Below are 11261 nucleotides of genomic sequence, written 5' to 3' on the forward strand. Positions count from 1 at the left end.
TGTCGCCCTGACACAAGCCTCGAAAAGGACCCTGAGAACGAGCGATGGCGATCACCACCTTCTCCGACACCAGATGGCTGCATGGCATTGCCGCGACCGCGTTTCTGGCCGCCAGCATTCCGCACGCCGCGCTGAACGCGCAGAGCCTCGACAGCGCCGAGACCGTCAACCGGATCGTCGGCTCGGAGGTCGGCCAGGAGGAGACCAAGACAAATGCGGAAGCCGGCAAGGTCAGCTCGGCGATCGACCGCACGCGTGAGAACATCGCTGCCGTGCGAAAGACATCCAAGCTCGACAAAGTCGATATCGTGTTTCTTACCGACGCCGCGCGCACCGAAGGCGGCCCGCCGCCGGCGATCGAAAGCAAGGTCAGGCAACATCGGGACGACATTGCCGAGCTGCGCAAGGAGATCGAGGCGAACGCATTGCTGTTCAACGCTATCGACTCGCGGCGAGTGCAGACCGAGGACGTTCTGGCGGTTGAATTCGACGATTCGGGAAAGGTCGTCATCTATGCGGCGGCCAAGCCGCCCGGCTGAGCCGAAACTGCTCGACGCCTTCGATCTCACAGCTTGCCCATGATCTTCTGCTGAAATCCGTAGACCTCGCGCTTGCCGCCGAACGGCACTAGCGTAACATCGCGCTCCTGGCCGGGCTCGAAGCGCATCGCGGTGCCGGCGGCGATGTCGAGGCGCATGCCCCGCGCCTTGTCGCGATCGAATCTCAGCCCTTCATTGGTCTCGAAGAAATGATAGTGGCTGCCGACCTGGATCGGCCGGTCGCCGCTGTTGGCCACCTTCATGGTGACCGTCGGCAGTCCCTTGTTCAGTTCGATCTCGCCGCTTGCCGTGATGATTTCGCCGGGGATCATCACTGCCTCACAGGATGCCGAAGGCGAGGCCGGCGCCAATCGCGGCACAGGCGGCGCCAGCGGCGCGGGCAAGCCCACTGAAGCGCCAGCCGAGGCCGAGACCAGCCGTGATGCCGACGGCATGGAGCAACGCGGTGGCAACGGCAAAGCCTGCGGTATAGCCAAGCCCAGCGGCATTTTCAGGCACCTCGGTGCCGTGGGCGTAGCCATGGAACAGCGCAAACAGGCCGATGACGGCGACGCCGGCCGAGACGGGAAGATCGACGGCGAGCGCAACCAGCAGCCCGAGTGCCACGACGGACGCCAATATGGCCGGCTCGACGAAAGGCATCGGCACATGCAGCATGCCAAGCGCGCCGCCGGCCAGCATGACGCCGACGAAAGCCAGCGGCCATGCCCAGATCGCCTTGCCGCCCCTGAGCGCCGCCCATAGGCCGACGACAATCATCACCGTCATATGATCGAGGCCGGAGAGCGGGTGGGAGAAGCCGGCGGTGAAGGACGAAACCGTGCCGACGCCGACATGGGCATAGGCCGGCATAGCTGCCGCCAGCAGCAGGGCCGCCGACAGCGTCGTGCATTTCATCGTAGCGGGGATCATCGGCGTAGCTTCCATCTTCGAGATCATCATGCCTCTCACGCCGCCTTGCGGGCCGGACCGCAGCCTTCTGCCTTGAGGACGCGCTTGGTCGAGGCCGGATATTTCGTCAGCAGCGCTGCCGGACGGATCGGGCGGGCCGAGAAGTTGCCGCCGCAATTCGGGCAGGCGCCGCCGAGCACGTTTTGTGCGCAGTCGGCGCAGAAGGTGCATTCGAAGGTGCAGATCACCGCGTCCGTCGCATCGGGCGGCAGATCCTTGTCGCAGCATTCGCAGTTCGGACGCAGCTGAAGCATTTTCCTCTCCTTGGCGGTTTTATCTGATCGGCTCGTGCACGGTCACCAGCTTGGTGCCGTCTGGAAACGTCGCCTCGACCTGCACATCGTGGATCATTTCGGCAATGCCTTCCATCACCTGGGCCCGGGTGACGACGTGGGCGCCGGCCTCCATCAGCTCGGCGACGGCGCGGCCGTCGCGGGCACCCTCGACGACGAAATCGGTTATCAGCGCGATCGCTTCCGGATGGTTGAGCTTGACGCCGCGTTCGAGCCGCTTGCGGGCCACGATCGCCGCCATGGCGATCAGCAGCTTGTCTTTCTCCCTCGGCGTCAGATTCATGCGTTTTCCTGCAGTGGCACAATCGAAATCAGAGTGACCATAATTTGGGCAGGCCCGCCCGTCCGTTGAGCAATTCGACAAGCGGCACCAGCCGCTTGCGGAGCTGGTAGCCGTCCTCGGCGAACAGCCGAGCAAGAAGCTTGCCAGATTTCCGCACGCTCCAGAAACTGACGCCGCCCTGGCCGCCGACCATGGCCCGGGCCGGCTCGAGCAAAGCTTCTGCCCGCGGCGACACCATCAGCAGCGTCGCCACCGCGATGCCGCCGCCGGCAACCGCCGGACGATTCAAGGTGGCGGCAATGTCGGGGCCGATGCGAAACTCCTCGGCGTGAATCAGCGCCCCGTCCTGGCGGACGCGCCAGCGGTCATGGAATTGGCCTTGCGAAGCCCGTTCACCCATGGCCAGGCGGCCGAAGACGGTAGCTTCCAGGATCAGCGCATCGGCTCCGGCGGCAAGCTCCACGTCAAGCGTGCGGGCAAAGGCCGAGCGGTCGAAGACGATGGTTTCCTGCGGCAGCCAGGCAATGCGGCCGCCTTCGCCGGCGCTCAGCTGCACCCGCACTTCGGCGCGGTCGGATGCGGCGCGGTAGATTTTCTCGCAGGCCTGCGTCGTTATCGTTGCGGACGCGCCGGCACCGACATCGACCTCCCAGGCGAGACGGTCGCCACCGGTCAGCCCGCCGGCAGTGTTGATCAGGACGGCTTCGAGCGGACCGGCCGAGACTGCCGGCATGCGGATCTTGGCCGAGCCGTCCTGGTACAGGCGCCGAAGACGCGTGCGGCCTCCGTTCCAGTCGCAGCCAAGCCGTGCAACGCCGGCAACGCGCTGGGCCGGCGGCACTGAGGTCAAGCTATATGCGATCGTGTCCACGACACCAACGTTAAGCACTGCGGCGGCTTTGTCGATATATAGCTTGTTGCTTGACAGCGTTTCGGTTTCTATAGAGGGAGCCACCTTGGTACGGTCACCGGCGCCTGGCGGGGGTAAAAGGCGACGATGACGACGTAATCGAGGACAAAAGGGGCGCTGATCAGTTGGCGTCGGGAAACGACAGAGTTGGGGAAGAAACCGAATGGCTGACCAGCTGGCAAACGATATCATCGCCAAGATCAAGGCTCATGCCGAGCCGGGCGGCGAGGAAATCACCACCGGTACCGAACTGACCGCGCTTGGCATCCATTCGCTGGAACTGACGGAGATCATCTTCGATCTCGAGGAAGAGTATGGCATCGAAATCGAGATGAACACGGTCGATGCCTGGAGCAATCTGAAGAATGTCGGCGACATGGTCGAGGCGGTTCGCGCGCTGATCGCGAAAAAAGCCTGACTGAATGCACAAGCGGATCGTCATCACGGGCATCGGCGGGTTATGCGGCCTCGGCACCAATGCACCGGCAATCTGGAATGAGATGCGCGCCGGCCGTTCGGCAATCGGCGCGATCGACAATCCGCTGCTGCATGATCTGAAGGTCAAGGTCGGCTGCGAAATCAAGGCGCTTCCCGAGCACGGCATCGACCGCAAACAGGTCGTGTCGATGGACCGCTTCAGCCTTCTGGCGACGATCGCCGCGCGGGAGGCGGCACAGCAGGCGGGATTGAACCCGCACGCGGCCAACACCTACCGGATGGGCACCATCGTCGGCGTCGGCGTCTGCGGCTGGGAGGCAATCGAAGAGAACTATCGCGCCATCCTGCTCGAAGGCAAGAACCGCGCCGGCATCTTCACCGTACCGAAAGTAATGCCGGGCGCAGCCGCCGGCCATGTCAGCATGAATCTTGGTCTGCGTGGACCGGTGTTCGGCATCACCTCTGCCTGCTCGTCATCCAACCACGCCATTGCCTCCGCGGTCGATCAGATCAGGCTCGGCCGGGCCGACGTCATGGTCGCCGGCGGCACCGATGCGCCACTGGTCTGGGGCATCCTCAAGGGCTGGGAAGCCCTGCGGGTATTGTCGCCGGACACCTGCCGGCCGTTTTCGGCCGACCGCCAGGGGCTCGTGCTCGGCGAAGGCGCCGGCATGGTGGTGCTGGAAACGTATGAGCATGCCATGGCGCGCGGCGCCGCTATCCTTGCCGAAATCGCCGGCGTCGGCCTTTCCGCCGACGCCTCCGACATCGTCGCGCCAACTATCGAAGGGCCTGAGGCGGCGATGCGCTTCTGCCTCGTCGATGCCGGGCTCAATCCCGAGGACGTCGACTATCTCAACGCGCATGGCACCGGCACCAAGGCCAACGACCAGATCGAGACGGCGGCGATCAAACGCGTGTTCGGCGACCATGCCTACAAGCTTTCCATCTCCTCGACCAAATCGATGCATGCCCACTGCCTCGGCGCATCCGGCGCGCTGGAAATGATCGCCTGCGTGATGGCGATCCGCGAAGGCATCGTGCCGCCGACCGCCAATTATCGGGAAGCCGACACCGACTGCGATCTCGACATCACGCCGAACGTGGCACGCGAGCGCGCGGTGCGCACCGCGATGAGCAACAGCTTCGCCTTCGGCGGCACCAATGCGGTGCTGGCGGTCAAGGCCGTGTGACCACACCCCTTGCGGCCCTTCGCCGGGGCCGGTGAAACTTTCCATGCGCATATTGATCGCGCCAGGCGTCGCGCCTAACTCTCTGCGACCCGCCATGACCATGCCGCTCGGCGCGGTCCCCCGACCAGGAGTTTCGATGACCGATCTGTCCGCGTTTCCGATCGCCAGGCGCTGGCCGGCGAGCCACCCCGACCGCATCCAGCTTTATTCGTTTCCGACGCCGAACGGGGTGAAGATATCGATCGCGCTGGAGGAACTTGGCCTGCCCTACGAGCCGCATGCCGTCGACATCGGCAAGAACGAGAGCTGGACGCCGGAATTCCTGTCTTTGAACCCGAACGGCAAGATCCCGGCGATGATCGATCCGGACGGCCCGGGCGGCAAGCCGATCGGCCTGTTCGAATCCGGCGCCATCCTGCTTTATCTCAGCGATAAGACCGGCAAGCTGGTCCCGGCAGACGCAACGCTGCGTTACGAGACGATCCAGTGGGTGTTCTTCCAGATGGCTTCCATCGGGCCGATATTCGGCCAAGTCGGTTTCTTCCACAAATTCGCCGGGCGCGAAATCGCCGACAAGCGCCCGCTGGAGCGTTATCGCGACGAGTCGCGACGGCTGATCGGCGTCCTCGAAACGAGGCTCAAGGGCCGCAGCTGGATTATGGGCGACGATTACACCATCGCCGACATTTCGATGCTTGGATGGGTGCGCAATCTGATCGGCTTTTACGAGGCGCGGGACCTCGTCGGTTTCGACGATTTCCCCGGCGTGGGCGCATGGCTGAAGCGCGGCCTTGCCCGGCCGGCGGTGCAGAGGGGTCTCACCATTCCCGCCAGAGCCTGATCAAAACCCTGACTGCCCCGGCTATTTTGCCTTGGTCCGGGATTTCGAGCCGCCCTTGCCGACTACGGAAGCGGCAAGCGACGCCGCACCTTTGGCGGTCGCAAGCACGGCACCGGCGGCGACATTGGCCGTTGCCTTAACTGTGCGCATTGCGCTGCCTGCGATCGATCCTCTGCTGCTTGCCGATCTTTTGGGCTTGGGTGCAGCGGCTTTGGCCGCGGCAGGCATCACCTTTTTCGGCGCCGCCTTGCCAAAGCTGGGCTTTGCCGCATCCTTGGAGCGGGCCGCCCCTGCCGGGCCGGCGCTGGTTTTCGCTCGAGTGATTTTTGATCGTGTTGCCTTGCCCTTGGCGGGCGCAGGCTTTCTTGCCATGGTTTCCATCGAACCGTTCCCTCATGCGGCACAATTGCCGTGTCCGGGATAACGGCCTGAAAGTGTTAAGGTTCCGGCCGAACAGTCCTTACCAGATCAGGCCTGTCCACCGACCACCAGGTCGGCGGGCCGCCGACGGGCAAGCACGCGATCGATGTTCGGCATGTCGTTGGAAGCAATCCAGGCGCGCGCGTCCTCGTCAGACCGGCCGTGCTCGTGCCATCGCTCGAGCAGTCGGCGCTCGAGCTCGGCGCGCGGCACGTCGACGAAGATCGAGTAGTCGAACAGCGGCGCCAGCCGCGTCCATGGCTCTTCGTCGAGCAGCAGGTAATTGCCTTCGACCAGGATAAATTTGGTCTCGGCGGCGATGATCGCAGCGGCAGCGCGCGACAGCTCCATGCTGCGGTCGAACACCGGGATGGCGATATCCGGCTCGCCGGCGCGGATGCGCTTCAGCAGCGCTTCGAAGCCGGCAAAATCAAAGGTTTCCGGGGCACCTTTTCGCTGGCGAAGGCCGCGCCGCTCGAGCACGACGTCATCGTAGTGGAACCCGTCCATCGGCACGACTTCCGCCGTGCCTTCCGGCAGCAGGTCATGCAAGCCTGCCGACAATGTCGACTTGCCGGCGCCGGGCGGACCCGCAATGGCAACAATGAAGCGCGGCGCCTTGCCGGCGCGCTTGAAAATGGTAGCGGCGAGATGGGCGATCTCAGACATTGGCATCCGTTAAGATGGTTCTGGCGCATTTTGGCGGCAGTTTTCGAAAATTTCAAACGCGGCTTGTGCCAGGCTTTCAATCGGGCCGGGACTGGCTGATCCGCAGGAAATCGCTGTCGAAGCCGATGTCGCGCTCGGCACCGTCAGCCGCCAGGATGCGCATGCGGCCCGGCGAGGTCGTGACGTCGCGCGGCGGCTCGCCGGATGGCCATGGCAGTGCGCCGATGACATGGCGGAACGAAAAGCGGTGCCCTTCGGCAAGGGCTAAGGCGGTCGCCACGCCTTCATGCTTCAGCCAGTTGTCGCCGAGCGAGGCGGCATGGCCGACGGCCGTGCGGCCGTCCTCGATGCCGAGCACGCCGCGGTGGCGGCCGCTCCATGGCGCGTAATCGCGCCCGCCATTGCTGACCCACAGCATGGTGACCGGCAGTTCGGCCGGGTTCTTCAGCACCAGCACGAGGTCGGCTTCCGCCTGGCGCGCCAGCGCGGTCCAGCCCGGTCCGCCATGGTCGGCCTCGACCAGCGTGACGAAGTCCTCACGCAGCTGGTCCATGCGATAGGCGGTCAGGTCGATCGTGCCGCCGTCGGCGGCGGGAAAGCGCGTCAGGTCGGTGCTGCGCGCCGGGTAGGCGAGAAAAGAGCGGCCGCGGGCCGGATCGGGCTCCGGCGCTTCGTTCGGCGTCGCGGCAAGGCGCTTCGGCGAGAAGGCCAGGCTGCCGCCGGCTTTCATCACCGTCATCGGGTGATGGGCGACCGGAATGGCGCCGGCCCCGCCGGAAAAGACGTGTTCCTGATAGAGAAAGGGATGATCGTCGCGCACGATCAGGATCTTGTCGACGGTTGCGCCGATGACCCGGCGCTGCAGCCGCAAGACGGCGCGCCAGCCATCGACCGTTGCCGCGCTGTCGACGACGTCCCAGCGACTATTGGCCGGCCAGCCATGCAAAGGTGCCGCTTCGACGTCGCTGACCGAGAACGGCGCGCACAGGAAATCGCCGGACAGGTGGACGGTACCTTCAGGCAGATCTTTCGGCAGCGTCTCGCGCGGCTCGCCGACCCAGGGTGCGCGATGCAGCGGCTTCAGCCGACGGCCATCGATATCGACCGCCATGTCGGCGAGATGGCCGACGGCAAGATCGACCGATACCGAAATGCCTTTTGCCGTGATCGTGACCGTATCCATGTGCACCTACCGATTCTGCCGGGGCCAACAAAGCCCACTCGCCGCCGGTTGCGCAAGCGTGGTGGCCGGCAATTCTCATCAGCCGGCTCGGCACAGCGGCCATGTCGGCCTGTGGACAGGGCACCAATCCAGGGCCCCGACCGATATTAACCAAATGGACTGCGCCTTTGCGGTAGGATAGCTTCGCCTCGTCTCAGAAACAGCCTGCCTTCGGAACTGACTTGTCCGCCTTGCGCTTCTTTTCGCTCATCCACAATTACGTCGCGGTGCTGGCGCTGCTGCTGTTTGCTGCCGGCTGCACGACGGTGACGCCGCCCGACAGCGTGCTGGCCGTGCCGGCGCCGCCGCAGAAATATGCCGCGATGGTCATCGACGCCGGCACAGGCAAGACGCTGTTCGAGGTCAATTCCACGGCGCCACGCTATCCGGCGTCACTGACCAAGATGATGACGCTCTACCTTCTTTTCGAGGCGCTGGAGTCGGGGCGGATCAGCAAGGAGACGCAAATTCCTGTATCGGACAACGCCGCGCGGCAGCCGCCGACCAAGCTGCGGTTCAGGCGCGGCGAGACGATCGACGTCGATTCGGCGATCCGCGCCATCGTCGTCAAATCGGCCAATGACGTGGCGGTCGCCGTTGCCGAATATCTCGGCGGCAGCGAAGAGGCGTTCGCCGGCATGATGACCGCCAAGGCGCGCCAGATCGGCATGAGCAGCACCGTCTTCCGCAACGCCTCGGGCCTGCCGGATGGCGACCAGCACACGACGGCGCGTGACATGGCGGTGCTCGGTATGGCGCTGCACACCCGCTTCCCGCAGCATTTCCACTATTTCTCCGACAGCGACTTCATGTTCCGCGGCAGGCTGGTGCGCGGCCACAACGACATGCTCGGCCGGGTGCGCGGCGTCGACGGCATCAAGACCGGCTATATCAGGGCTTCGGGCTTCAACATCGTCACCTCCTATAATGCAGACGGGCACAGGCTAATCATCGTGGTGATGGGCGCCGACAGCGCTCGCCAGCGCAACGACCACGTCGAGGCGCTGATCCAGCGCAGCCTGTCGACGGCGACGGCGAATGCGACGACGCGGCTGCTGTATGCCGAGCAGCAGTGAGCGTTGACGTCCGGGTGGGCGGCGGATCGGGGGCTCATCAGTCGACAAACGCAGAACCGCCGTTTTGCGCGACACTGCTGAGATACTTTGCCGGTGGCTTGCCAAGCGCTTTCTTGAACATGGTGATGAAGGCGGTGACCGATTCATAGCCGAGATCGGCCGAAACCTGCTGCACGCTGGCGCCGGAGGCCAGCTCGCGCATCGCGACGATCAAGTGCAATTGCTGGCGCCAGCGCCCGAAGGTCAGCCCTGTCTCCTTGACCACGAGACGTGCGAGACTGCTCTCGCTGAGCGCGACGCGATTGGCCCATTCCGCCAGGGTGCTTCGGTCGGCAGCATCTTCCGCCAGCGCCGCGGCGATGCGCCTCAAGCGCGGCTCGGACGAGATCGGCAAATGTAGCTGCTGGACAGGCATGCGCGGCAGTTCGGTGAGCAGTACCCTGGTCAGGAGCTCGCCCCTCCTATCATCGTCCTCACCGCGATCCGCCAGCTCGATGATGAGCTCGCGCAGCAACGGCGAGATCGAAAGCGTGCAGCACCGGTCCGGCAGGTCGGCAGCTCCCGGTTCGATATAGACGAAAAAAATCCGAGCATTGGCGGTCGCGACGTTGCTGTGCTGCATGCCACCCGGAATCCACACCCCGCAATGAGGCGGCACCATCCACAGGCCGCTGGGAACGCGACATGTGACGCCACCTCCCAGCGCGAAGACGAGTTGCGCCTTGCGGTGGCGGTGGTCCGGCACCTCCGCCCTGGTCTCGGGAACGTCAACGCGCACGGCAATTGCCGGTGCAAGGACGTCATCGGGATCGAAATTCGGCCAGGGGTAGCGAAGCGGCTGTCTCATTTTGACTGATTTTAGCGATCACGTGACATGATAGCTAAATTCTTCCATCCGCAAAGTCGATAGGCTCCGACCGCGAACGGGTCAGGAGCCTGCAAAGACGATGAGAAAGATTGTTCAGACGCCCGGTGGCCGTGCTGAAAGACCGGGCGGTGGATCGCATCGTCAGCGGCCATCGGAGACGGCGACGGCTTGGCGGCCCGCTGCCTCGACGTGCGGCTGGGCTCCGAGACCCTCCGCCCCGCGCCTGTCCCGCCAAGCCGGGCACATCCGAGGAGCCATGACGCCATGCTCGCTTTAGTCACCTCTCTCAACAGCGCCACAGGGTTGAAGCTCGCCGAGCTTGACGAACCCGAGCCCGCCCCGCACGAGGCGCTGGTCTCGGTCCGGGCAGTCTCGCTGAACCGCGGCGAACTGCGCCTGCTCAACATCCGTCCGAACGGCTGGGTGCCTGGCCAGGACGTCGCCGGAATTGTCGAGCGCGCCGCGGCCGACGGCTCCGGGCCGGCCGTCGGCGCCCGGGTTGCGGCTCTGGTCGACGAGGCCGGGTGGGCCGAACGGGTCGCCGTTCCGACCGACCACCTCGCCGTCCTGCCGGACGACGTCAGCTTCGTCTCCGCCGCCACTGTTCCGGTCGCGGGCACGACCGCGCTGCGGACCCTGCGCCTCGGCGGCGACCTGGCCGGCCAGCGGGTCCTGATTACCGGCGCAAGCGGCGCGGTCGGCCGTTTCCAGATCCAGATCGCCCGCCAGCAGGGCGCGTCGGTGGTGGCGGTCGCCGCTGAACGGCATGCCGACGATCTCCGCGGCCTCGGAGCCGAGCGGGTCGTCGAAACGATCGAGCTGGCCGAAGGACTGTTCTCGCTGATTACCGAATCGGTGGGCGGCGATAGCCTCGCCCACGCGATCGAACGGATCGCGCCCGGCGGGACCGTCGTCATGTTCGGCTCGAGCAGCGGCGAACTCACGCCCATCGGCTTCCGCCAGTTCGTTCCGGGTCACGAAGGCGCGCGGCTGCAGACCTTCGCCTACTACGCTTCCGGTCCGGAGGTTGGCGCCGACATCGCCTCGCTGCTCGCGCTGATCGCAGCCGGCCGTCTCGAAACGCGCGTAGTCCTCACCGTGCCGTGGCGGGACGTCGGCCAAGCCCTCGACGCGCTGCGGCAACGCAGCATCAGCGGCAAGGCAGTGCTTAGCATGACCGAATGAGCAGGGGCTGGCGCCGGACGGGACGGTGTCTGTCTCCCCCGGGCTGCTACGGCAACTTGAGCCCGCTGGCGATTGCCCGTTGAAGCCGGCGCCTGCTTCCGCTAAGAAGCCGTGGCTGGCCGGTTTACCGGCTGGTTCGTTTTTGGGATCACCGATCCTGAAGGCACCCGTAGCTCAGCTGGATAGAGCGCTGCCCTCCGAAGGCAGAGGTCACAGGTTCGAATCCTGTCGGGTGCGCCATAATTGCGCGGTACGACCCGGAGACATGGGTAACAGAATGTACCTAAGACATGGGTGACAACCTCGTGCCGAACGGGTTGTCGATGGTCTGCAAGGTTCTCTGTTCCAGGTC

16 protein-coding genes and 1 tRNA gene are annotated in these 11261 nt (G+C 64.9%); 8 read left to right on the forward strand and 9 right to left on the reverse strand.

The window, feature by feature from the left end:
- The first annotated feature begins 44 nt into the window (after nt 1-44).
- Nucleotides 45-539, forward strand: a complete 495-nt coding sequence (locus tag NKJ84_RS29510; RefSeq protein ID WP_352476984.1) for a hypothetical protein — start codon at nt 45-47, stop codon at nt 537-539.
- 26 nt (nt 540-565) lie between these two features.
- On the opposite strand, the gene NKJ84_RS29515 is transcribed toward NKJ84_RS29510, so the two are convergent.
- The 5 genes from NKJ84_RS29515 to NKJ84_RS29535 are packed head-to-tail and all read right to left on the reverse strand — an operon-like array spanning nt 566 to nt 2958.
- Nucleotides 566-871: an urease subunit beta gene (locus NKJ84_RS29515; protein ID WP_352476983.1), complete on the reverse strand. Its 306-nt coding sequence runs from the start codon at nt 869-871 to the stop codon at nt 566-568.
- Between the two features lie 7 nt (nt 872-878).
- Nucleotides 879-1472, reverse strand: coding sequence for a HupE/UreJ family protein (locus NKJ84_RS29520; protein ID WP_352477099.1), 594 nt, complete (start codon nt 1470-1472; stop codon nt 879-881).
- 35 nt (nt 1473-1507) lie between these two features.
- Complete coding sequence (locus NKJ84_RS29525; protein ID WP_254815822.1) at nt 1508-1765, reverse strand: DUF1272 domain-containing protein; 258 nt, start codon at nt 1763-1765, stop codon at nt 1508-1510.
- 19 nt (nt 1766-1784) lie between these two features.
- Nucleotides 1785-2087, reverse strand: a complete 303-nt coding sequence (locus tag NKJ84_RS29530) for an urease subunit gamma (RefSeq protein ID WP_023677011.1) — start codon at nt 2085-2087, stop codon at nt 1785-1787.
- Nucleotides 2088-2115: 28 nt separating this feature from the next.
- On the reverse strand, nt 2116-2958 hold the full coding sequence (locus NKJ84_RS29535; RefSeq protein ID WP_502896244.1) for an urease accessory protein UreD: 843 nt from the start codon (nt 2956-2958) through the stop codon (nt 2116-2118).
- Between the two features lie 202 nt (nt 2959-3160).
- Here NKJ84_RS29535 and NKJ84_RS29540 point away from each other — a divergent pair, with 202 nt between their 5' ends.
- From NKJ84_RS29540 to NKJ84_RS29550, 3 genes are all read left to right on the forward strand, one after another.
- The gene (locus tag NKJ84_RS29540) at nt 3161-3415 is read left to right on the forward strand and encodes an acyl carrier protein (RefSeq protein WP_352509366.1); all 255 of its coding nucleotides are present in this window, start codon (nt 3161-3163) and stop codon (nt 3413-3415) included.
- 4 nt (nt 3416-3419) lie between these two features.
- Complete coding sequence (locus NKJ84_RS29545; RefSeq protein WP_352476979.1) at nt 3420-4628, forward strand: beta-ketoacyl-[acyl-carrier-protein] synthase family protein; 1209 nt, start codon at nt 3420-3422, stop codon at nt 4626-4628.
- Nucleotides 4629-4764: 136 nt separating this feature from the next.
- Nucleotides 4765-5469 carry a glutathione S-transferase family protein gene (locus NKJ84_RS29550; protein WP_352476978.1) on the forward strand — a complete coding sequence of 235 codons (705 nt, stop codon included), beginning with the start codon at nt 4765-4767 and terminating at the stop codon, nt 5467-5469.
- 21 nt (nt 5470-5490) lie between these two features.
- On the opposite strand, the gene NKJ84_RS29555 is transcribed toward NKJ84_RS29550, so the two are convergent.
- A complete protein-coding gene (locus NKJ84_RS29555) occupies nt 5491-5619 on the reverse strand; it encodes a hypothetical protein (protein WP_352509367.1) in 129 nt (42 codons plus the stop codon).
- Here NKJ84_RS29555 and NKJ84_RS29560 point away from each other — a divergent pair.
- Entirely contained in the window at nt 5612-5893 is a 282-nt protein-coding gene (locus NKJ84_RS29560) for a hypothetical protein (RefSeq protein ID WP_352509369.1), read from the forward strand. The two genes, NKJ84_RS29555 and NKJ84_RS29560, sit on opposite strands and share 8 nt — an antisense overlap.
- Nucleotides 5894-5937: 44 nt before the next feature.
- On the opposite strand, the gene NKJ84_RS29565 is transcribed toward NKJ84_RS29560, so the two are convergent.
- Together NKJ84_RS29565 and NKJ84_RS29570 are read right to left on the reverse strand one after the other, a co-directional pair.
- Nucleotides 5938-6558: a nucleoside triphosphate hydrolase gene (locus tag NKJ84_RS29565; protein WP_352476977.1), complete on the reverse strand. Its 621-nt coding sequence runs from the start codon at nt 6556-6558 to the stop codon at nt 5938-5940.
- A gap of 76 nt (nt 6559-6634) precedes the next feature.
- Entirely contained in the window at nt 6635-7741 is a 1107-nt protein-coding gene (locus tag NKJ84_RS29570) for a hypothetical protein (RefSeq protein WP_352509370.1), read from the reverse strand.
- A gap of 221 nt (nt 7742-7962) precedes the next feature.
- Between NKJ84_RS29570 and NKJ84_RS29575 the strand changes: the two genes are divergently transcribed.
- Entirely contained in the window at nt 7963-8856 is an 894-nt protein-coding gene (locus tag NKJ84_RS29575; RefSeq protein WP_352509371.1) for a D-alanyl-D-alanine carboxypeptidase family protein, read from the forward strand.
- Between the two features lie 37 nt (nt 8857-8893).
- Here NKJ84_RS29575 and NKJ84_RS29580 read toward each other — a convergent pair whose 3' ends face one another.
- Entirely contained in the window at nt 8894-9703 is an 810-nt protein-coding gene (locus NKJ84_RS29580; RefSeq protein ID WP_352509372.1) for an AraC family transcriptional regulator, read from the reverse strand.
- 285 nt (nt 9704-9988) lie between these two features.
- Here NKJ84_RS29580 and NKJ84_RS29585 point away from each other — a divergent pair, with 285 nt between their 5' ends.
- Together NKJ84_RS29585 and NKJ84_RS29590 are read left to right on the forward strand one after the other, a co-directional pair.
- Nucleotides 9989-10909, forward strand: a complete 921-nt coding sequence (locus NKJ84_RS29585; RefSeq protein ID WP_352509373.1) for a zinc-binding dehydrogenase — start codon at nt 9989-9991, stop codon at nt 10907-10909.
- A 163-nt stretch (nt 10910-11072) separates the two neighbouring features.
- Nucleotides 11073-11149 (forward strand) — tRNA-Arg (locus tag NKJ84_RS29590).
- Nucleotides 11150-11261 lie beyond the last annotated feature (112 nt).

Source organism: Mesorhizobium sp. M0048 (assembly GCF_040323405.1).
In the GTDB taxonomy this organism is placed as follows: Bacteria; Pseudomonadota; Alphaproteobacteria; order Rhizobiales; family Rhizobiaceae; genus Mesorhizobium.

Coding starts and splice junctions, on each gene's coding strand:
- NKJ84_RS29530 (WP_023677011.1), bottom strand. CDS start 2,087: ATGAATCTGACGCCGAGGGAGAAAGACAAGCTGCTGATCGCCATGGCG.
- NKJ84_RS29540 (WP_352509366.1), top strand. CDS start 3,161: ATGGCTGACCAGCTGGCAAACGATATCATCGCCAAGATCAAGGCTCAT.
- NKJ84_RS29580 (WP_352509372.1), bottom strand. CDS start 9,703: ATGAGACAGCCGCTTCGCTACCCCTGGCCGAATTTCGATCCCGATGAC.
- NKJ84_RS29525 (WP_254815822.1), bottom strand. CDS start 1,765: ATGCTTCAGCTGCGTCCGAACTGCGAATGCTGCGACAAGGATCTGCCG.
- NKJ84_RS29565 (WP_352476977.1), bottom strand. CDS start 6,558: ATGTCTGAGATCGCCCATCTCGCCGCTACCATTTTCAAGCGCGCCGGC.
- NKJ84_RS29510 (WP_352476984.1), top strand. CDS start 45: ATGGCGATCACCACCTTCTCCGACACCAGATGGCTGCATGGCATTGCC.
- NKJ84_RS29515 (WP_352476983.1), bottom strand. CDS start 871: ATGATCCCCGGCGAAATCATCACGGCAAGCGGCGAGATCGAACTGAAC.
- NKJ84_RS29550 (WP_352476978.1), top strand. CDS start 4,765: ATGACCGATCTGTCCGCGTTTCCGATCGCCAGGCGCTGGCCGGCGAGC.
- NKJ84_RS29545 (WP_352476979.1), top strand. CDS start 3,420: ATGCACAAGCGGATCGTCATCACGGGCATCGGCGGGTTATGCGGCCTC.
- NKJ84_RS29520 (WP_352477099.1), bottom strand. CDS start 1,472: ATGATCCCCGCTACGATGAAATGCACGACGCTGTCGGCGGCCCTGCTG.
- NKJ84_RS29570 (WP_352509370.1), bottom strand. CDS start 7,741: ATGGATACGGTCACGATCACGGCAAAAGGCATTTCGGTATCGGTCGAT.
- NKJ84_RS29555 (WP_352509367.1), bottom strand. CDS start 5,619: ATGCGCACAGTTAAGGCAACGGCCAATGTCGCCGCCGGTGCCGTGCTT.
- NKJ84_RS29585 (WP_352509373.1), top strand. CDS start 9,989: ATGCTCGCTTTAGTCACCTCTCTCAACAGCGCCACAGGGTTGAAGCTC.